The 19,240-nt window shown below is 65.4% G+C and carries 16 protein-coding genes; 6 read left to right on the plus strand and 10 right to left on the minus strand.

From position 1 onward, the window contains the following. Nucleotides 1–77 precede the first annotated feature (77 nt). From QQZ18_RS17805 to QQZ18_RS17825, 5 genes are all read left to right on the plus strand, one after another. Complete coding sequence (locus tag QQZ18_RS17805) at nt 78–1,427, plus strand: murein hydrolase activator EnvC family protein (protein ID WP_284542297.1); 1,350 nt, start codon at nt 78–80, stop codon at nt 1,425–1,427. Further along, the gene (locus QQZ18_RS17810) at nt 1,424–2,755 is read left to right on the plus strand and encodes a S41 family peptidase (RefSeq protein ID WP_284542298.1); all 1,332 of its coding nucleotides are present in this window, start codon (nt 1,424–1,426) and stop codon (nt 2,753–2,755) included. Before QQZ18_RS17805 ends, QQZ18_RS17810 begins: the two co-directional genes overlap by 4 nt. Nucleotides 2,756–2,894: 139 nt before the next feature. Beyond that, on the plus strand, nt 2,895–4,016 hold the full coding sequence (locus tag QQZ18_RS17815; protein ID WP_284542299.1) for a divergent polysaccharide deacetylase family protein: 1,122 nt from the start codon (nt 2,895–2,897) through the stop codon (nt 4,014–4,016). Between the two features lie 7 nt (nt 4,017–4,023). Beyond that, nucleotides 4,024–4,530 carry an RNA pyrophosphohydrolase gene (locus QQZ18_RS17820; protein WP_284542300.1) on the plus strand — a complete coding sequence of 169 codons (507 nt, stop codon included), beginning with the start codon at nt 4,024–4,026 and terminating at the stop codon, nt 4,528–4,530. After that, on the plus strand, nt 4,527–5,099 hold the full coding sequence (locus QQZ18_RS17825; RefSeq protein WP_284542301.1) for an RNA pyrophosphohydrolase: 573 nt from the start codon (nt 4,527–4,529) through the stop codon (nt 5,097–5,099). The genes QQZ18_RS17820 and QQZ18_RS17825 overlap by 4 nt, the downstream gene beginning before the upstream one ends. Nucleotides 5,100–5,199: 100 nt before the next feature. Here QQZ18_RS17825 and holA read toward each other — a convergent pair whose 3' ends face one another. The 10 genes from holA to QQZ18_RS17875 all read right to left on the minus strand — a co-directional run bounded on the left by holA (nt 5,200) and on the right by QQZ18_RS17875 (nt 17,596). Next, nucleotides 5,200–6,246: a DNA polymerase III subunit delta gene (gene holA, locus QQZ18_RS17830; protein ID WP_284542302.1), complete on the minus strand. Its 1,047-nt coding sequence runs from the start codon at nt 6,244–6,246 to the stop codon at nt 5,200–5,202. A 4-nt stretch (nt 6,247–6,250) separates the two neighbouring features. Further along, on the minus strand, nt 6,251–6,784 hold the full coding sequence (gene lptE / locus QQZ18_RS17835; RefSeq protein WP_284542303.1) for an LPS assembly lipoprotein LptE: 534 nt from the start codon (nt 6,782–6,784) through the stop codon (nt 6,251–6,253). Beyond that, nucleotides 6,771–9,389 carry a leucine--tRNA ligase gene (gene leuS / locus QQZ18_RS17840; protein ID WP_284542304.1) on the minus strand — a complete coding sequence of 873 codons (2,619 nt, stop codon included), beginning with the start codon at nt 9,387–9,389 and terminating at the stop codon, nt 6,771–6,773. The genes lptE and leuS overlap by 14 nt, the downstream gene beginning before the upstream one ends. A gap of 181 nt (nt 9,390–9,570) precedes the next feature. After that, nucleotides 9,571–10,413, minus strand: a complete 843-nt coding sequence (locus QQZ18_RS17845; protein ID WP_284542305.1) for an NmrA family NAD(P)-binding protein — start codon at nt 10,411–10,413, stop codon at nt 9,571–9,573. A 57-nt stretch (nt 10,414–10,470) separates the two neighbouring features. Then, entirely contained in the window at nt 10,471–10,980 is a 510-nt protein-coding gene (locus tag QQZ18_RS17850) for a DUF523 domain-containing protein (RefSeq protein ID WP_284542306.1), read from the minus strand. A gap of 80 nt (nt 10,981–11,060) precedes the next feature. Then, nucleotides 11,061–13,898 (minus strand): DNA translocase FtsK 4TM domain-containing protein, encoded by a 2,838-nt coding sequence (locus tag QQZ18_RS17855; protein WP_446728676.1) that lies wholly within the window; start codon nt 13,896–13,898, stop codon nt 11,061–11,063. 8 nt (nt 13,899–13,906) lie between these two features. Beyond that, nucleotides 13,907–15,103, minus strand: coding sequence for an aminotransferase class I/II-fold pyridoxal phosphate-dependent enzyme (locus QQZ18_RS17860; RefSeq protein WP_284542307.1), 1,197 nt, complete (start codon nt 15,101–15,103; stop codon nt 13,907–13,909). Nucleotides 15,104–15,226: 123 nt separating this feature from the next. Next, nucleotides 15,227–15,565, minus strand: coding sequence for a P-II family nitrogen regulator (locus QQZ18_RS17865; RefSeq protein WP_284542308.1), 339 nt, complete (start codon nt 15,563–15,565; stop codon nt 15,227–15,229). Between the two features lie 243 nt (nt 15,566–15,808). Next, nucleotides 15,809–17,155, minus strand: a complete 1,347-nt coding sequence (locus tag QQZ18_RS17870; protein ID WP_284542309.1) for an ammonium transporter — start codon at nt 17,153–17,155, stop codon at nt 15,809–15,811. A 102-nt stretch (nt 17,156–17,257) separates the two neighbouring features. After that, nucleotides 17,258–17,596, minus strand: a complete 339-nt coding sequence (locus QQZ18_RS17875) for a P-II family nitrogen regulator (protein ID WP_101290079.1) — start codon at nt 17,594–17,596, stop codon at nt 17,258–17,260. Nucleotides 17,597–18,006: 410 nt separating this feature from the next. Between QQZ18_RS17875 and QQZ18_RS17880 the strand changes: the two genes are divergently transcribed. Continuing rightward, the gene (locus tag QQZ18_RS17880; RefSeq protein WP_284542310.1) at nt 18,007–19,236 is read left to right on the plus strand and encodes an FAD-dependent monooxygenase; all 1,230 of its coding nucleotides are present in this window, start codon (nt 18,007–18,009) and stop codon (nt 19,234–19,236) included. The last annotated feature ends 4 nt before the right edge of the window (nt 19,237–19,240 follow it).

Genomic DNA, 19,240 nt, shown 5'->3' on the forward strand with positions numbered 1-19,240 from the left:
GGTTGACGAAGCGTTAACGGAAAGGCCGATAGGGTCGGCCGCTCGACCGCACCGCCACCGGACAGCCCCTCTCGTCCATGCCGCTCGAAACGCGACGCCCCGGAGTCTGCCGCCTCGTTATCGCCGCCATTCTGGCGGTGCTGCCCGGTCACGCCGTTTCTCAGGACAGCTTGCCGGCGGAGGCGACCGCCTTTGCGCCGGCGACCGTCATGACGACGCCCGCGGCACTCTCGGGCAACACTGCCGGTACTGAGCAAATGGAAGCCGAGCGGGCGTTGAAGGATCAGGAGCTGGCCAAGCTGCGCGGCGCCATGGAGCTGTCGGCGGAAAAGCAGGCGGAGATAGCGGCGGAAATCGCCGGTCTGTCACGTGATCAGCAGGCCCTCAGCGATCAACTCGTCACGTCGGCGGCCCGCGTTCAGGCGCTCGAACAATCGATTACCGACAGCGAGGAGCGTCTCGCCCGGGGAGCCGACAACGAAGCGCGCATCCGTGTCTCTCTCGCCGCCCGCCGCGACGTCCTGATCGCCGTGCTCTCCACCGCTCAGAGAATTGGCCGCCAGCCGCCGCCGGCGCTCGTTGTCAGCCCCGAGGACGCGTTGAAGGCCGTCCGCTCGGCGGTGGTGCTCGGCGCCGTGCTACCCGAAATCCGCATCGAGGCCGAGGCGCTGCAATCCGACCTCGATGCCCTCGTCGCCGAACGGACTCGCGCCGCGGCCGAGCGCGATCGTCTTCGCGCCGATGCCGCCGCGATCGCCGAGGAGCGCCAGCGCCTGACGCTGCTCATCGACAAGAAGAAGGCCGATAGCGAAGCGCGCGCGGCCGACCTCGCCGCCGAAAAGGCGAAGGCCGAGGAACTGGCGAAAAATGCCCGCAGTCTCGAGGACCTGATTGCGGGCATGAAGAAGGCTCTTCCCGCGGCCCGTCCGGAGTCGCCCGCCGCCACCGCGCCCGCCCCGGGCAGCCGTCTCGGTCCGGCCATCGCCTTCGCCGACGCCAAGGGGCGGCTGATACCGCCGGTGCGCGGCGTCAATCTGCAGTCCTACGGGGATGACAACGGACTTGGCGGCCTCTCTCAGGGCCAAGCCATAGCCACCCGCGCGGGAGCACGCGTGGTGTCGCCAGCGGACGGTCGTGTCGTTTATGCCGGGCCGTTCCGGTCCTACGGACAGCTCTTGATCCTCGATGCCGGCGACGACTATCATGTCGTGCTTGCCGGCATGGAGCGGATCGACGTCCAGCTGGATCAATTTGTTTTGACGGGCGAGCCCGTCGGTGTCATGGGAAACCAGCGGTTGGCCAGCGCCGCCGTATTGGATGCCAGCGTTACGCAGCCCGTGCTTTACGTCGAATTTCGCAAAGGTGGAACTTCGATCGACCCCTCTCCCTGGTGGGTCGCGTCGCAGGATCGGAAGGTCAGCGGATGATCAAAAAACTGTCGCTACTCGCAGCGGGCGCCGTTCTCGGCGCCGGCATCACCACACTGACCCTCGAGCACCGTCTGCCCGGCTTCGGGTCGGCCGTGGCCGCCGGCGTCGACACCTATCGCCAGCTCAACCTGTTCGGCGACGTGTTCGAGCGCATCCGTTCGGACTATGTCGAGGAGCCCGATGAACCGGCGCTGATCGAGGCGGCCATCAACGGCATGCTGACTTCGCTCGACCCGCATTCGAGCTACATGAATGCCAAGAGCTATCAGGACATGCAGGTCCAGACCAAGGGCGAGTTCGGCGGACTCGGCATCGAGGTCACCATGGAAGACGGTGTGGTCAAGGTGGTCACACCGATCGACGACACACCCGCCGCCAAGGCAGGGATCCGCGCAGGCGACCTGATCACCGCCATCGACGGCACCGACGTGAAGGGTCTCACCCTCAACGACGCCGTCGACAAGATGCGGGGACCGATCAACTCGTCGATCACCCTCACCGTGGCGCGCGGCACCGACAAGCCCTTCGACGTCAAGATCGTTCGCGACGTCATCAAGATGCAGTCCGTGCGCTACGAAGTGAAGGACGATGTCGGCTACATCCGTGTCTCCCAGTTCACCGCTCAGACCTTCGACGGCCTCAAGACGTCGATCGACAAGATCGTGGCCGCCGTCCCCGACGACAAGCTCAAGGGCTACGTGCTCGATCTGCGCAACGACCCAGGTGGCCTGCTCGACCAGGCGATCGCCGTCTCCGACGCCTTCCTCGACAAGGGCGAGATCGTCTCGACGCGCGGTCGTCAGGATAGCGACACCCGTCGCTACGCCGCCAAGGCTGGCGAACTGGTCGGCAACAAGCCGGTGATCGTGCTCATCAACGGCGGCTCGGCCTCGGCATCCGAGATCGTGGCCGGCGCGCTGCAGGATCACCGCCGGGCGACCATCCTCGGCACGCGGTCCTTCGGCAAGGGCTCGGTGCAGACGATCATTCCGCTCGGCTCGAACGGCGCCATCCGCCTGACCACCGCGCGCTACTACACGCCGTCGGGCAACTCGATCCAGGCCAAGGGCATCCATCCCGACATCGAGGTCCTGCAGGACCTGCCCGAGGACCTCAAGAACCAAGTGACCGAGACCAAGGGCGAGGCTTCTCTGAAGGGCCATCTCAAGAGCGAGACCGAAGGCACCGAGGCGTCCGGCAGCCAGGCCTATGTGCCGGCCGACCCCAAGGACGACAAGCAGCTCAACCTGGCGCTCGATCTGCTGCGCGGGCTGCAGGCCAACGCCGCCTTCCCGCCCAAGGGCGACGATCCCGTCGCCAACTGAGCCGAAGACCAGCGATAACGACGGGCCGGAGATCTTCTCCGGCCCGTTGCGTTTCGGCGGCATACCGCGCCGCCGAGGATTGAACTAAGCTTCGAGGGACCGAATCAGGACGGTCGCCTGTAGCCGGATCTCGCGCGCCATGAACGACCTCACCAATCCTCTCGGCTTCGGTGGCTCCGGCAGCCGGAAGTTTCGCGTGCCGGTGGGCGCCATCGCCGCCGTCGTCACGGCTTGCCTCTTTGCCGGTCTTGCCGTCTGGCTGATGGTCGTGAACGACCCGCTCGGCGGCGAACCCTATGCCCGCGCCAAGATCGAGACGTCGGAAACCGGCTACGCGCGTGCCGACATCGCCACGGTCGGCGTGAAGTCCGGCACTGGCGAACTCCTGCCGCCACCGAGCGAAACCAAGCCGGAGGCAGGCGTGACCGTGGAAGGACCTTCGGGCACCGAAAAAGCCGTGGCCTTGCCCGTCGAAGCCGACACCGCCCTTGTCGAAGCATCGCCCTTCGGCCCGCTGCCGCGCGTTGCCGCCGACGGTCGGCGGCCAGTCGACGTCTACGCCCGCCCGGTGCCCGGCTTCGTCGGCGCCTCACCGAAGATCGCGATCGTGGTCGGCGACCTCGGCCTCAGCCAGACAGGAACCCAGGAGGCGCTGTCCTCGCTGCCGGCCGAGGTCACGCTCGGTTTCGCCCCCTATGGTGCCAGCCTCGATCGTTGGACCGCCAAGGCACGGCAGGACGGCCACGAGCTGCTGCTGCAGGTGCCTCTGGAACCCTTCGACTATCCGGACAATGACCCGGGCGAGAACACTCTGCTCGTCGGCAAGGATGATCGCCAGAACATCGAGAACCTTCATCGGGTGATGGGGCGTTTCACCACCTATGTCGGCGTCGTCAACTACATGGGTGCCCGGTTTACGTCCGAAGCCGCCGCGCTCGATCCGGTGATGCAGGAAATCGCGTTGCGTGGCCTTCTCTATCTGGACGATGGCAGCTCGCCGCGTAGCATTGCCGAACAGTCTGCCGGCAAGTTCAAGACTGCTTTCGCCAAGGCCGATCTCGTCATCGACGCCGTGCCGGCGCCTGCCGAAATTACCGGCCGCCTCGCCCAGCTCGAACAGATCGCCCGGACACGTGGCCTTGCCGTCGGCGTCGCCAGCGCCCGGCCGGCGACGCTGAAGGCGCTCGCCAGCTGGACGACCGGCCTCGATGGGCGCGGCATCACGCTTGTGCCGATCACCGCCATTCCGCAGCAGAATTGAGCCCCTCATGACCTCCCGAGCCGACCTGCCCTACCGCCCCTGCGCCGGGGCCGTGCTGATCAACCGCGCCGGTCTCGTCTTCGTTGGCCATCGTGCCGACCTCGAAGACACGCTGGATGCGGCCCCCTGGCAAATGCCCCAAGGCGGTATCGACGATGGCGAAACGCCGCTCGAAGCCGCACGGCGCGAGCTTTGGGAGGAGACCTCGGTACGAACGGTCGAGCTCCTGGGCGAAGCGCCGGACTGGTATCGCTACGACGTGCCCGACGATCTCGCCACCGGCCGTTTCCAGAAGAAATGGCGCGGCCAGACGCAAAAATGGTTTGCCTTCCGCTTTCTCGGCCAGGATGACGAAATCGACATCCTGAGCCCGGGCGGCGGTGCCCATCCGGCGGAATTCTCCCGTTGGGCCTGGAAGCCGCTGTCGGAGGTCCCGAGTCTCGTCGTTGCCTTCAAGCGCCCGATCTACGAACAGATCGCCACCGCCTTCGCTGGTTTGGCGGTGCCCGCTTGACCGCCCGTCTTCCGGCCGCCCTCGCTCCGCCGGATCCAGCCGAGCGCGAACCTCTCCTGCCTGATCTTCCCTACCGCCCGAACGTCGGCATCTGCCTGTTCAATGCGGAAGGGCTTGTCTTCTCCGGCCGGGCCTATTCCAATCCCTTCGGCTGGCCGGACCCGGAAGTCTTCTTCGAAGGAGCCGATTGGGCTTTGCCCCAGGGCGGCATCGACCCCGGCGAGGACATCGTAGCGGCGGCACGGCGCGAGCTTTGGGAGGAGACCGGCGTTGCCAGCGTCGAGCTGATCGCCGTCACGGACGATTGGTGGAGCTACGATTTTCCGGCTCGCGGCGCCCGAATTCACAAGCTGTACCCTTTCCGGGGTCAACGGCAGCGCTGGGTGGCCTTCCGCCTCGCCGGTTCGGAAGACGAGATCACGGTCGCCGCCGCCCATACCGAGGAGCCTCCCGAGTTCCTGGAGTGGCGCTGGCGACCACTGACCGAACTGCCGGCAGTGTCCCCACTGCATCGGAGGCAACAATATGCTCGGGTCTTGAAAGCCTTCGGGCATATAGGCCCGGCTTGAAGCCAGGGGCGTCGTCCGACCGGAGTGAGACGGGAATCGATACTGCGCAAGCGGGACTTGGAGCGCCGATCTGTCTGATTCGGTCAAACCGAACGGCGCTCTAACGACGGCGTCTGCCAGCCGCTTGATCGGCGGCGCGAGCGAGCGTCAGAAGCGTCTCGCCGACGATATCGGCGGAAAGCGACGGGTTGAGGCGAGCATCGCGCGCCGCTTCACCCAGAACGATGATTGCCCGCGCGAGCCGTGCCGGTGACCACAGCCCAAGCGCTGCCTCCACCTTGCCCTTGCGCTTGAAGAAAACCGGCGGCCGGGCACCATTCACCGCATCTCCAGGGGCAACGCCACCATCGACGGCGGCACGCAACTCGTCCAGCAACATGAAATGCCGAAGCGCCGCACCGGCGATCTGGCCGGCATCGACGCCTTCGGCCCGTGCCTTGGCCAGTCCCTCGACCAGTGCCGGCAGCATGCCTCCAGCAGCTGCATCGATCACTTCGTCGACGGCAAAGGTGGAACTGTCGCCGATCAGCGTTTCGACGTCGGCAAGCGTGATGGTTCCGCTGCCATGGGCGTGCAGGCAGAGCTTCTGGATCTCGCCGCGCGTCATCAGGCGATCGCCCCCCAGAAGCGACACCAACAGAGCGCGCGCTTCGGAAGCTATGGAAAGGCCAGCCGTTCTGACTTCCTCGTCGACCAACGCACCGATCGACCGCTCGTCGTCGGCAAAGCACGGTATGGCGTAGGCCCGGCTCTCCTGCTCGAACAGCACTCTCAGCGGACTTGATTTCTTGAGATCCCCCGCCTCGACGACGATTGCCGTGTCGATCGGCGGCTCCTTGAACAATGCCCGGAAACGGCCGGCAAGATCGGCGCGACCGCCACCATCGCGGACGAGAATCGCGCGTCGGCTCGAGAACATCGACACTGCATAGGCTTCGTCGGCGAGCCGTGTCGGGTTGGCCGTCAGTTCGGACGCCTCGATGCGCACCAACGCGAAAGGGTCGCTGGGATCGGAAAAGGCCGACGCAATAGCCCTCGCCCGTTCGGAAACGAGCCCGGTATCCGGCCCGTAGACCAGATAGAAGGTTATGTCCTGCGGCGGCCGCGCAACGAGGCGATCGGCCTCCTGGGCGCGCGCCGCCACCATCGCCTTAATCCTTGCCGATCAGCGCCGAGGCAAGACGCAGCCGAATGTCGGCCGCCGCCGCACGCGCCGCCCGGTCCTCTGCATCCTGCTGGGCCCGGACGTTGGCATAGCGTTGCGAACCGACGTCGAAAGACGACGTGGTATAGACGTTGTCCGAGGTGATCACCCGGCGCGTGGCAATTTCGGTCAACGTATAGGTGACGGTGAGCGATACCAGCCTGGCGGCCGGAATACCCTCGCGGGCACGGATGGCGAGGTCAGTAACGCGCGTCGTCAGGATGAGATCCAGACGATACTTCGGCTCGACCAGGGCACCGCCGCCGCGCAGCTGGAAGATCAGCTCATTGATCAGCGCCTGCGGCACACGGTCGGTCTGTCCCTTGATGGCGATCGAAGCGAGCTCGCTGACTATGGCCGGGTTGCCGCCCGCCGCCACAGAACCGGCCGGCGCGTAGACCGGCCGAACCTGACAGGCGGCGAGAAAGCCGGCGGCCATGAGCAACAGGGCGCCGCGGCGGAGCATATCAGACGACCACATTGACGATCCTCTGGGCGACGACGATGACCTTCTTCGGGCTCTTGCCGTCGAGCGCCTTGATCACGGCTTCGAGCTTCAATACCTCGGCTTCCACCTCGGCCGACGAAGCGGCACGCGCCACGGTCACGTCGGCGCGCTTCTTGCCGTTGACCTGAACGGGCATCGTCACTTCGTCCTCGACCAGCAACGACCGGTCGACAACAGGCCAGTCGGCATGGGCCACCAAACCGTCGTGACCGAGAGCTGCCCAGCTTTCCTCGGCGAGATGCGGCGTCATCGGCGCCATCATGCGGACCAACAGGCCGGTCGCCTCGCTCAAGGCGGCAGCGGCGGTGCCATCGGCAGCCAGCAGCGCCTTCTCATTGGCGAGTGCGCCACCGAGCGTATTGACCAGCTCGTAGATCTTGGCGAGCGCCACGTTGAAGCGCAGGCCTTCGATGCTCTCCTCGACGGCGGCCAAAGCCTTATGCGCCGCCTTGCGTAGCGAAAGCGCCAGCTTGTCGCCGCCCTCGGCGCGACCGGCGGTGGGCACCAGTTCCGACGCTTCGGAGACGATACGCCAAACGCGCTGCAGGAACCGCGCAGTACCCTGGGCGCCCGCCTCGGTCCACTCGACATCACGCTCCGGCGGGCTGTCCGACAGCATGAACCAGCGAGCGGTGTCGGCACCGAAACTGTCGATGATGTCGGTCGGATCGACGGTGTTCTTCTTCGATTTCGACATCTTCTCGATCGGGCCGATCTTGACCGGCGCACCCGAGGAGATCAATCGCGCCTTGCGAGCACCGGTTTCCTCGACGATTTCGACATCGGCCGGCGACAGCCACTCACCATCCGCTGACTTGTAGGTCTCATGCACCACCATGCCTTGGGTGAACAGGCCCCGGAACGGTTCGTCGAAACCGACATGGCCGCACTTCTTCATCGCGCGGGTGAAGAAGCGCGAATAGAGGAGATGCAGGATGGCGTGCTCGATGCCGCCAATGTACTGGTCGACCGGCAGCCAGGCATTGACCACTTCCGGCACGGTCGGCGTCTGGGCGTGCGGCTCGGTGAAGCGGCTGTAGTACCAGGACGAATCGACGAAGGTGTCCATGGTGTCGGTCTCGCGCCGTGCCGGCTTGCCACACTCTGGACAGACGCACTTCGTGAACGTCGGGTGCCGGTCGAGCGGGTTGCCAGGACGATCGAACTCGACGTCCTCGGGCAACCGGACCGGCAGGTCCTTGGCCGGAACCGGAACCACGCCACACGCCTCGCAGTGAATGACGGGGATAGGGCATCCCCAGTAGCGCTGGCGCGAAATACCCCAGTCGCGCAGGCGATAGTTCACCTGCCGCTTGGCCGACGGCGCGCCATGAAGCGTCGTCGTTTCGAGCTTGCTCGCCACGAGATCCTTTGCCGCCTCGACTTCCATGCCGTCGAGGAACGCGGAGTTATAGAGCTTGCCGTCGTCGGTATAGGCGACATCGCCCACCGCGAAGGCGGCGGGGTCGGCTCCCTCGGGCAGCACCACCGGCGTGACGGTGAGAGCATACTTGCGGGCGAAATCGAGGTCGCGCTGGTCGTGCGCCGGGCAGCCGAAGATGGCGCCGGTGCCATAATCCATCAGCACGAAATTGGCGATGTAGACCGGATAGCTCTTGCCGTTGAAGGGATGCTTCACCGAAAGACCGGTCTCCATGCCCTTCTTCTCGGCCGTCTCGAGCGCTGCCGCCGAGGTGCCGATACGCCGGCACTCTTCGCAGAAGGCGGCGACCACCGGATCCTTTTCGGCCAGCGCCCTTGCCACCGGGTGATCGGCGGAAAGCGCCAGGAAGCTCATGCCGAACAGCGTATCCGGACGCGTCGTGAACACCTCGATCGTCGGTTCGCCGGCCACCGCCGCTCCGTCGACCTCGAACCGGACGCGCAGGCCTTCCGACCGGCCGATCCAGTTCTTCTGCATGGTCCGGACCTTCTCCGGCCAGCGGTCGAGCGTATCGAGGGCGGAGAGCAACTCTTCGGAGTAGTCCGAAATCTTCAGGAACCACTGCGTCAGCTCGCGCTGCTCAACCGGCGCGCCAGAGCGCCAGCCACGGCCGTCGATCACCTGCTCGTTGGCGAGCACGGTCATGTCGACCGGGTCCCAATTGACCTTGGACTTCTTGCGGTCGACAAGGCCGGCCTTCATGAAGTCCAGGAACAATCTCTGCTGCTGCGTGTAGTAGTCCTCGTCGCAGGTAGCGAACTCGCGACTCCAATCCAGCGACAGCCCCATGCTCTTCAGCTGGCTGCGCATGGTGGCGATATTCTCGTAGGTCCACGTCTTGGGGTGAACGTGCCCCTTCATCGCCGCGTTCTCGGCCGGCATGCCGAAGGCGTCCCAGCCCATGGGATGCAGCACATTGAAGCCCTTGGCGCGCTTGTACCGGGCTACGACGTCGCCCATGGTATAGTTGCGCACGTGCCCCATGTGGATGCGGCCGGACGGATACGGAAACATCTCGAGGACATAATACTTCGGACGCGGATCGTCGTTCTTCGTCTCGAATACCTTGGCCTCGTTCCAGGCCCTCTGCCAGCGCGTTTCCGCTTCGCGCGCATTGTATCGCTCGGTCGCCATCGTCTCGTCTTCTGCTCTGATCCACGCCTGTCGCGGGGTCGGCAGCGCCAAGGGCGCGCGGCCGCGCGAAAACTCACGGCATGACCATCATCAGAAACGGTCCCTAGGGTCAATGCTCTGGAGCACCGAGGCCGGTGTTTTCCGTCCGACCGCGGCGAGATCGACGGAATCGAATCAAGGATCAGGTGCCGACGAAATCCGTCGCATGGTCCTTGACGAAGGTTTCGAAGAAGCGCGGGGGCCGGCCGGTCATCTTCTCGACGGCCGGACTGACGATCGATGCCTTGCCGCCACGGATGGTCTCAAACTCGGCGATACGCTCGGAAATCAGTTTCTCCGGCAGCCCTTCGGCAGCCAGACGCGCCTCGTAATCGGCAGCCGCGATGGTCCTGAAGACTACCGGACGCCCCATGACGTGGCTCATCACCTCGGTGGCACGCGATAACGGCAGCGCGGCCGGTCCGGTGAGCACGAGGGTCTGGCCGTCGAAGTCGGAACTGGTCAGCGCTGCGGCCGCCGCCGCGGCGACGTCGCGACCATCGACGAAGCTGATAAGCCCCTCGTCGGTTGGCAATTCCAGCTCGCCGGTTCGAATGGCATCCTTCCAGACCGTGCGGAAGTTGTCGGCGAACCAGTTGGCGCGAAGAATGACGAAGGGCAAACCGGAGTTTTCCAGCACAAGCTCAAGGCGCCGATAGGGGTTGTCCTCGGAGGTATCGGCGGCGATGGTCGACAACAACACCGCCTTCACCTTGCGATCGACCACATGCCGCATGACCGGCATCAGGGCGGCGATGACATCGAGCGGGGCCGATGGCATCAGCACGAAAACGCGGTCAACTCCCTCGAAAAGCGGCGCGATGCTGGCAGGATCACGGTAGTCGAACCGAAGAACCGAGGCGTCCGGATGCGTCTGTCCGTCCAAAGCGGCCGCTTTCACGGTTTCGCCCTTCGTCACCAGCTCGGAAACGACCAGCTGACCGATGGTACCGGTGGCACCGAGAACGAGAATGCTGTCTGCCATGGGGGTCTCCGTCGGGAAGTCCGTTGCGGCCGCAGGGCCGGCGCAAGAGACAACGCCCTACCCCGCATAGGGTTCCCGTAAGGGAGAGTTCGCCATCGCTTCGGCAAGGCGATCGATCTCGTGGTCGGCGTAAACGTCGATGCCATGGGCGGCGAGAAGCGCGGCAACGACGCCGCTTCCAACGATCCGGCGCCCCGAAAAAGTCCCGTCGTAGATGCTGAGGCTGCCGCAGGAGGGACTGCGATCGATGAGGAGCGCGCGGCCACAGCCGGTCTTCCGGGCGAGATCGAGCGCCGCCTCCGCACCGGCAAGGAAAGCGGCCGTCACATCCTCGCCGGTGGCTGCCAGCACGCGCGCCGTCCCGGCCAGCACATCTTCGCCGGACCCACCGACAATCTCGGCGGCGGGTCGCGGCACGGTAAGCTCGCCCAACAACTCGGGACAGACCGGCACCAGTCGCCCTTCAGCCTGCCAGCGATCGATACGCGAATCGGCAAGCCGCTTTCCGGATCCGTCATAGCGGACAGGCCGACCGAGCAGACAGGCGGAGATCAGGATACGATCCATCGGAGCCACCGCTAACATGACAAAGGGCGCTCCCCTCGCCTGAGGGAAACGCCCTGTTGTCTCGTTTGTGAGGACATCCGTCAATCTTCGCTGGTGCGCATCAGGATCTCGCGCTTGCCCGCGTGGTTGGGAGGACCGACCAGCCCTTCCTTCTCCATCCGCTCGATGAGAGAGGCGGCGCGGTTGTAGCCGATGCCGAGCCGGCGCTGGATGTAGCTTGTGGTCGCGCGCTTGTCGCGCAGCACCAGCGCCACAGCCTGTTCGTAAAGGTCGGCATTTTCATCGACCGGAGCCGATTCGCCGCCGCCGCTCTCTTCCTCGTCGTCGGCTGTGATCGCTTCGAGGTAATCGGGCGTTCCCTGCGTCTTGAGGTGAGCGACAATCGCCTCCACCTCGCCGTCGGAAACAAACGGACCGTGGACGCGCTGGATGCGGCCGCCACCCTGCATGTAGAGCATGTCGCCCTGGCCGAGGAGCTGTTCGGCTCCCTGCTCGCCGAGGATGGTACGGCTGTCGATCTTCGAGGTGACCTGGAAAGAGATACGGGTCGGGAAGTTGGCCTTGATCGTACCGGTGATCACGTCGACCGACGGACGTTGCGTCGCCATGATGACGTGAATGCCGGCGGCGCGGGCCATTTGGGCGAGACGCTGTACCGCGCCCTCGATTTCCTTGCCGGCCACCATCATCAGATCGGCCATCTCGTCGATGATGACGACGATGAACGGCAGCGGCTTGAGTTCCATCTCCTCGGTTTCGAAGATGGGTTCGCCGGTCTCCTTGTCAAAGCCGGTCTGGACGGTGCGGTTGATGCTCTCGCCGCGCTCGATCGCCTGCGCCACGCGGGCATTGAAGCCCTCGATGTTGCGCACGCCGACCTTGGACATCTTCTTGTAGCGGTCCTCCATTTCTCGGACCGTCCACTTGAGAGCCACCACGGCCTTGCGCGGATCGGTGACCACCGGCGTCAGGAGATGGGGAATGCCGTCGTAGACCGAGAGCTCCAGCATCTTCGGATCGATCATGATCAGCCGGCACTCCTCGGGCGTCATCCGATAGAGGAGGCTCAAAATCATCGTGTTGATCGACACCGACTTACCCGAACCGGTCGTGCCGGCCACCAGCATGTGCGGCGTACGGGCAAGATCGATGATCACCGGCTCGCCACCGATGGTCTTGCCGAGGGCCAGTGCCAGCCGTCCCTTGAACTTCTCGAAGTCCTGGCTGGCGATCAGTTCGCGCAGATAGACCATCTCGCGCCGCTGGTTGGGCAGCTCGATGCCGATGGCATTCTTGCCGGGAATGACGGCGACGCGTGCGGCAACCGCGCTCATCGAGCGGGCGATGTCGTCGGCCAGGCCGATGACACGGGACGACTTGATGCCGGGCGCCGGCTCCAGTTCATAAAGCGTCACCACCGGCCCCGGGCGAACGTTGAAGATCTCGCCCTTGATGCCGAAGTCTTCGAGCACGCCTTCCAGCAAGCCGGCATTCTGCTCCAGACTGTCCGGCGTGTACTGAACGCCATTTCCGCCCTTGGGTTCGGCCAGGAGCTCGATGGCCGGGAACTCGAAACGGGCCTCGTCGAGCAGCGACAGCTGCGTGCCACCCTTGGCCCTTTTGCTGGGCTGCATCGGCGGCGCGGGCGCCTTGACGCGGGCCGCCGGTTTCTCCTGCGGCGCGGCCGACTTGCCTATGCGCGAAGCAGGACCGCGAAGCGGAGCGGGACGCGGCTCGAAGGCGCGTGGCGCCGGCGCCACGGCGACCGGCTCCGGAGGCGAAATCAACTCCGTCTCGTCGTAATCGGACAGGCGGTCGTCAAGATCGAACGGCGGCGGATCGTCGTCCTCGTCTTCCTCGACCACCGCTTCCGGGGCCGCGGGCCGGGGCCGCTCGACTGGAGAGAAGGAAGGTTCGACGCGGCCGACGCGCCGCTCGGCAACCGGCGGCTCGTAGTCGTCCTCATCCTCGTCATCGGCAACGGGCGCAGCAGCGGGGCGCGGCCGGCCGGCAAGGGTTGGTTCGGCCCGGCGCGAGACCGGCGGCTCGTAATCGTCCTCGCCCTCGTCATCATATTCCTCACCCGGATAGGCGAAGGCCGGACGATGGAAGAGGCGGCGGGACAGGCTGGCGCGCAGCGTCAGCCACCAATGGCCGGCGACCCCGATGAGGGCGCCGATGCGGCTTTCGCTCCCGTCCTCTTCCTCGTCGTCTTCATCGTCGTCGACAGCCACCACGGGATTGACGATACGATGACCGGGCACGCCCGAAGCGTAGATCATGGCGGCCAGCGCCAACGGACCGGTGACGATCAGCACAATGAGTCGCAGCGTGTCGGTAAGGATGCCGTTATTGAAAGCGGCCGGCAGCTGGAGCATCAGATCGCCGATGGCGCCACCAAGACCGGTGGGCAAAGGCCAGCCGGTGGTTGGCGGCAGGGCGCCCATGAACGCGGCGCCGATCAGCGTGCCGATCAGCCAGCCGATCAGCCGGTTGCGCGCCACGTGCGGAATGCGGCCGATGGTCAGCTGCCAACCCCAGATCACCACGGGCGCCAGGAACAACGCCGCATTGAGGCCGATGAGCTGCATGATCAGGTCGGCAACCACCGCGCCGGCCGGACCCATGACGTTGCGTGTCGGTCCATCGGCGATATGGCTCCAGCTCGGATCGTCCACCGACCAGGTGGCAAGCGCCGCCGACAGAGCCGCGACACCGGCGATCAGCATCAAGCCCGATGCGCCGGCGATGTTGCGCAGCATCGCCTGCCGCAAGCGATCCTCGCGCGTCGGCGCCGCGCGCCGCATCCGCTTGTCGAGTTCCTTGAGATTGGCGGCGCGGCGGGCGTTGACCGGGCGCGGCTCGTAGGGGCCGTCGAGCCGGCCGCCGGTCTCGCGAAGACGGGGACTGGTCCTCATTTCTGCTCTCATGACAGAACCTCCGAGAGACGGCTCAGCGCCTCGCGACTTGTCTCAAGGCTTTCGACCATGGCGATGCGAACAAAGTCGGCCCCAGGATTGATGCCATCGGCATCCGTTGCCGACAAATACCCACCCGGCACAACCTTGACGCCCTGCTCTTTCCAGAGCCGGGCCGTCACCTCTTCACCGCCGCCCCAACGACTGACATCAAGCCAAAGGAAGAAGCCGCCGGGCGGCACGAGATCCGGGAAACGACCGCCCAGCATCTCCTGGGCGGCAGCATACTTGAGATCGTAAAGCCGGCGATTTTCACGGACGTGTGCCTCATCGGCGAGCGCGGCGACCGCCACTGCCTGGATTGGCATCGGCACCTGGGGCGCCGTCACGTTGCGCAAGGCTGCCCACGCTTTCAGGAAAGCGGGGTCGCCGATCGCGAAACCGCATCGGGCACCGGCAAGATTGGAGCGCTTGGACAGCGAGTTGAAGGCAACGACGCCCGACAATTCGCCGCTGATGCCGAACGCCGCGGCAAGCACGCCGTCGGGCGCTCGGCCGCGCCAGATTTCCGAATAGCACTCGTCGGAAAACAGAAGGAAACCGCGCTCCCGCGCCAGGCGGACCAGCCCTTCGAGCCGACCGAGATCGGCAACGGCTCCTTGCGGATTGGCCGGGCTGGCATGGAAGGCCGCCACCGTTCGGGCGAGAACATCGGCCGGCAAACTCTCGAAACGCGGCAGGAAGCCATCCTCGCGATTGGCGGCGACAAGCACCGGTTCGGCCCCGGCTGCTTCGGCAGCGGCGGCATAGACGGCATAAAAGGGATTGGGCAACAAGATCGCCGGACGCACGCCCTTGTCGCTGCCGGCAAGCCTAACAGCGGTGAGCGTCGCGTGAAAAAGCCCCTCGCGCGACCCGTTGAGCGGCAATACGCCGTCATCGCGGTCGATGGCCCCGCCAGGAAGGCCGAACCGCCGTTCGGCCCAGCCGGCAACGGCCGCGCGGAAAGCCGGCGTACCCTTGATCGGCGGATAACGAACAAAATCGGCCAACGCGCCCGAAAGCACCGGACCGACGAATTCGGGTACGGGATGACGCGGCTCGCCGACCGAAACGTCGATCGGAGGGCGGCCCGGCTCGACACCGGCGATCAAACGACCGAGGCGTTGAAACGGAGAAAGGGGAAGCGGCACGCGTGGCGACATGTAACCAGGGCTCGGGCAACGGGTGATTCGGCCCGCCGCCCGAAGGCGGCCGGACCTTTTCTGCTGCCGGCCACTTTAGGCACCCATGGTTAAACGCTCTTTAACCCTGTGCGCCACGACACCTCAGAGCGCTTCTTCGTCCTGCTCGCCGGTGCGGATGCGAAGGGCATGCTCGATCGCGTAGACGAAGATCTTGCCATCGCCGATCTGGCCCGTCTTGGCCGCCGAGGCGATCGCCTCGACCACTTTTTCCGCTTCGATGGCGGGCACCGCCACCTCGATCTTCAGCTTGGGCAGGAAGCTGACGGCGTATTCGGCACCGCGATAAATCTCGGTGTGGCCCTTCTGGCGGCCGTAACCCTTGACTTCCGTGACCGTCAGGCCGTGAACGCCGAGCGAGGTCAAGGCGTCTCGAACCTCGTCGAGCTTGAAGGGCTTGATGATGGCCGTCACGATCTTCATGGGGCACCTCTTTCCGGTCTGTCTCGAGATTGCTCGGAGCGGCGCACCGACTCCGATCGATGCCAAGACCATAGCGTGACGGACGCAAGCGCCAAGAGGGAAATAGGGTGAAAATCATCCGACGCACGAACTTCCGCAACGACTGCGCCCAAAGGATGATTCCACCCGACGGAGTAAAACGCCGACGGGCGAGCTCCGTTTGGAGCCCGCCCGCCAGGACTTGTCGACTGAATGATGTCAGTCTCAGTTGTAGGCGCGTTCGCCGTGGGTGGTGACGTCGAGGCCTTCGCGCTCGGCCGTCTCGGTGACACGGAGACCAATGATCGCCTTGACGATGGTGAGGGCGATTACCGACACGATGCCAGACACCAGGATGCAGATGATGACCGCGACGATCTGCGCCGTAACCTGAGTGCCGAAGCCGGGGTAGCTGGCATAGATGCCGCCAAGCGCCGGATTGGCGAACACGCCGGTCAGGATGGCGCCGACGATACCGCCAACGCCATGCACGCCGAACACGTCGAGCGCGTCGTCGTAGCCGAACTTCGACTTGACCCAGGTCGAGGCCCAGAAGCAGATCGCGCCGGCGGCGAGACCGATGATGATCGCGCCGAACGGCCCGGCGGTACCGCAAGCGGGGGTGATGGCGACGAGGCCGGCAACCACGCCGGAAGCGCCACCCAGAAGGGAGGCATGTCCACGGGTGAGCCATTCGGCGAACGGCCAGGCGATGGCCGCGGCGGCGGTGGCGACGATGGTGTTGATGAGCGCATAACCGGCAACGCCATCGGCAGCGAGCTCGGAACCGGCATTGAAGCCGAACCAGCCGACCCACAGAAGCATGGCGCCGATATAGGTCAGCACAAGGTTGTGCGGGGCGAAGTTGTCACGGCCGAGGCCGATGCGCTTGCCGCCCATGATGGCGATGACAAGACCGGCGATACCGGCATTGATATGCACCACGGTGCCACCGGCGAAGTCCAGGGCGCCCCAACCGGAGCCGATATAGGAACCGGCACCGCCCCAGACCATGTGGGCCATCGGCAGATAGGCGAAGGTGAACCACAGGATCAGGAAGAAGATCACCGCCGAGAACTTAACGCGCTCGGCCGAGGCGCCGATGATCAGCGCCGGGGTGATGCAGGCGAAGGTCATCTGGAAGGCGACGAAGACGATCTCCGGAATGGAGCCGGAGACCGAAGCCGGTGTGATGCCCGCCAGCATGACCTTGTCCAGCGTGCCGACGAACGGCGACAGCGCCGTCGCCTCGCCGGGCATGGTGAAGGCGATGGAATAGCCGTAGGTGATCCACAGGATCGCCATCACCGCAAAGCCGATAAGGCACTGCATCAGGATCGACAGCACGTTCTTGGAGCGGACGAGGCCGCCGTAGAACAGCGCCAGCGCCGGTACCGTCATCATGACGACCAGAACGGTGGAGACCAGCATCCAGGCGGTGTGGCCGGGATCGGCGGTGGGAACCGGAGCGGCGGCCTCGACGGCGGGCGCGACGGCGTCCTGGGCGAAAGCCGCGGCGGCCGAAAGCGCCAGGATCGGCGCAGCCGCGAGAAGTGGCTTGAGATACTTCATCGAAATCCTCTTGGATCGGTTGTCGACTGTCCGCAGGGCATCACCCTTGGGGCGAAACACCGGCGGCGTGCCTTGGAAGCCCCGACGGGCTTCCCGAATGGGTCAGAGCGCCTCCCCGTCGGTCTCGCCGGTGCGGATACGGACGGCGTGTTCGATGGAGGTGACGAAAATCTTGCCGTCGCCGATCTGGCCGGTCTTGGCGGCCGTGGAGATGGCCTCGACCACCTTGTCGACCTGATCGGTGGCGACCGCCACCTCAACCTTCAGCTTGGGCAGGAAGCTGACGGCATATTCGGCGCCGCGATAGATCTCGGTATGGCCCTTCTGGCGACCATAGCCCTTGACTTCCGTCACCGTGAGGCCGTGCACGCCGAGAGCGTTGAGCGCATCGCGCACCTCGTCCAGCTTGAACGGCTTGATAATGGCCATGACGATTTTCATGGGGTTCCTTCCATCGATTGGTCCCCCGGACCGAATGCGCACCCCCGCGATGCGCCCCGTCGCGGAACTCGATGCCGTCGATAGAATCAATCTTTGTGCCAAGCAGACCGTGGATGCGGCACATTCTGCTTTCTCTTTACCAAATGCCTTGTTTTCGCCGGTTTTGACGGTCGCCGCGTGGCAACGGATGACCAAATCCCCGGCAAAAACTCGAATGTGCACATCTTGAAATCAGGGCAGCAGACCACAGATGCCTAATCGATGGGCAGTAATTGCCCGTTTGGAGCGCCATCCCGTCCTCGCCGCCTGCGAAAGCGCTCAGAAAGTCACCAAGCCGGTTCTTGGCCGGCATCCGCAATCCCACTATGCTGGCGTTGTCGTCCATGGCCGGAAAAGGAAGGGAAGACGAGATGACAGAACCTGTCGAAAGAGTGGACGTGCTGGTCGCTGGCGGCGGCTACGTCGGCCTTTCCGCCGCGCTCGCCATCGCCGCTTCGGTGCCGGGTGCCCGCGTGGCGCTCGCCGACCCCCGCCCGTGGCGCGAAGCCTCGGGCGATCTGCGGGCCTTCGCGGTGGCAGCGGCGGGCCGGCGCGTGCTTTCAGCTCTTGGTGTCTGGGACGACCTCGTTGGCGAGGCCGAGCCGGTCCGCGAGATGATCGTCACCGACTCTCGCCTCGACGACCTCATCCGGCCGGTGTTCCTGACTTTCGAACGGCAGCAGGATGGGGCCCCTCTCGCGCACATGCTGCCGAACGGCCCGCTGGTCGCGGCACTGGGCGCAGCGGCCGAAGCCGCCGGCGTCCGCTTCCTGACGCCCGACAGCGTACTGGCCACCGAACAGAGCCCAGGCGGCCGCCGGGTGATGCTCGCATCCGGGAAAACGCTGGTCGCTTCCCTGGTGGTCGCCGCCGACGGTGCCCGCTCGCGCCTGCGCTCGGAAGCCGGCATCGGCGTCAACTCCTGGAACTACGGCCAATCGGGGATCGTCGCCACCATCGAACACGATCGACCGCATGAAGGACGCGCCGAAGAGCATTTCCTACCGGCGGGCCCGTTTGCCGTGCTGCCGCTCAAAGGTGGCAATCGATCCTCGCTCGTCTGGAGCGAACGCACCGATATCGCCGGCCGTCTTGTCGCCGGCGCGCCGTTCCTGTTCGACGCGGAACTCGTCCGCCGGATCGGCCACCGCCTCGGCGAGGTTCGCGTCGTTGGCCGGAAGCAGGCCTTCCCGCTCGGACTGGCGCTCGCCCGCCGCTTCACGGCCGATCGGCTGGCGCTGATCGGCGACGCCGCACATGCCATTCATCCCATTGCCGGCCAAGGCCTCAACCTTGGCTTCAAGGATGCGGCCGCGCTGGCGGAGGTCGTTGCAATCACCCTGCGCGCCGGTCGCGACCCCGGTGCTGCCGACGTTCTGGACGAATATCAGCGTTGGCGCGGCTTCGACACCTTGCGCATGGCCGCGATGACCGATGGGCTGAATCGGCTGTTCTCCAACGATGTCGGGCCACTGCGGCTGATCCGCGATCTCGGTCTCGGGTTGGTCGATCGGCTGCCACCGATCAAGCGGGTGTTCGCCGACGCGGCGGCCGGCGCACCCGGGCCGTCGCCACGTCTCGTCGCCGGCGAGCCGATCTAGGGAC

Source organism: Pleomorphomonas sp. T1.2MG-36, assembly GCF_950100655.1.
Classification (GTDB): Bacteria; Pseudomonadota; Alphaproteobacteria; order Rhizobiales; family Pleomorphomonadaceae; genus Pleomorphomonas.

Excerpts from the sequence above, each read along its gene's own strand:
- QQZ18_RS17805 (WP_284542297.1), top strand. The coding sequence starts at position 78 with ATGCCGCTCGAAACGCGACGCCCCGGAGTCTGCCGCCTCGTTATCGCC.
- QQZ18_RS17810 (WP_284542298.1), top strand. The coding sequence starts at position 1,424 with ATGATCAAAAAACTGTCGCTACTCGCAGCGGGCGCCGTTCTCGGCGCC.
- QQZ18_RS17815 (WP_284542299.1), top strand. The coding sequence starts at position 2,895 with ATGAACGACCTCACCAATCCTCTCGGCTTCGGTGGCTCCGGCAGCCGG.
- QQZ18_RS17820 (WP_284542300.1), top strand. The coding sequence starts at position 4,024 with ATGACCTCCCGAGCCGACCTGCCCTACCGCCCCTGCGCCGGGGCCGTG.
- holA (WP_284542302.1), bottom strand. The coding sequence starts at position 6,246 with ATGGTGGCGGCGCGCGCCCAGGAGGCCGATCGCCTCGTTGCGCGGCCG.
- lptE (WP_284542303.1), bottom strand. The coding sequence starts at position 6,784 with ATGTGGTCGTCTGATATGCTCCGCCGCGGCGCCCTGTTGCTCATGGCC.
- leuS (WP_284542304.1), bottom strand. The coding sequence starts at position 9,389 with ATGGCGACCGAGCGATACAATGCGCGCGAAGCGGAAACGCGCTGGCAG.
- QQZ18_RS17845 (WP_284542305.1), bottom strand. The coding sequence starts at position 10,413 with ATGGCAGACAGCATTCTCGTTCTCGGTGCCACCGGTACCATCGGTCAG.
- QQZ18_RS17850 (WP_284542306.1), bottom strand. The coding sequence starts at position 10,980 with ATGGATCGTATCCTGATCTCCGCCTGTCTGCTCGGTCGGCCTGTCCGC.
- QQZ18_RS17855 (WP_446728676.1), bottom strand. The coding sequence starts at position 13,898 with ATGAGGACCAGTCCCCGTCTTCGCGAGACCGGCGGCCGGCTCGACGGC.
- QQZ18_RS17860 (WP_284542307.1), bottom strand. The coding sequence starts at position 15,103 with ATGTCGCCACGCGTGCCGCTTCCCCTTTCTCCGTTTCAACGCCTCGGT.
- QQZ18_RS17865 (WP_284542308.1), bottom strand. The coding sequence starts at position 15,565 with ATGAAGATCGTGACGGCCATCATCAAGCCCTTCAAGCTCGACGAGGTT.
- QQZ18_RS17870 (WP_284542309.1), bottom strand. The coding sequence starts at position 17,155 with ATGAAGTATCTCAAGCCACTTCTCGCGGCTGCGCCGATCCTGGCGCTT.
- QQZ18_RS17875 (WP_101290079.1), bottom strand. The coding sequence starts at position 17,596 with ATGAAAATCGTCATGGCCATTATCAAGCCGTTCAAGCTGGACGAGGTG.
- QQZ18_RS17880 (WP_284542310.1), top strand. The coding sequence starts at position 18,007 with ATGACAGAACCTGTCGAAAGAGTGGACGTGCTGGTCGCTGGCGGCGGC.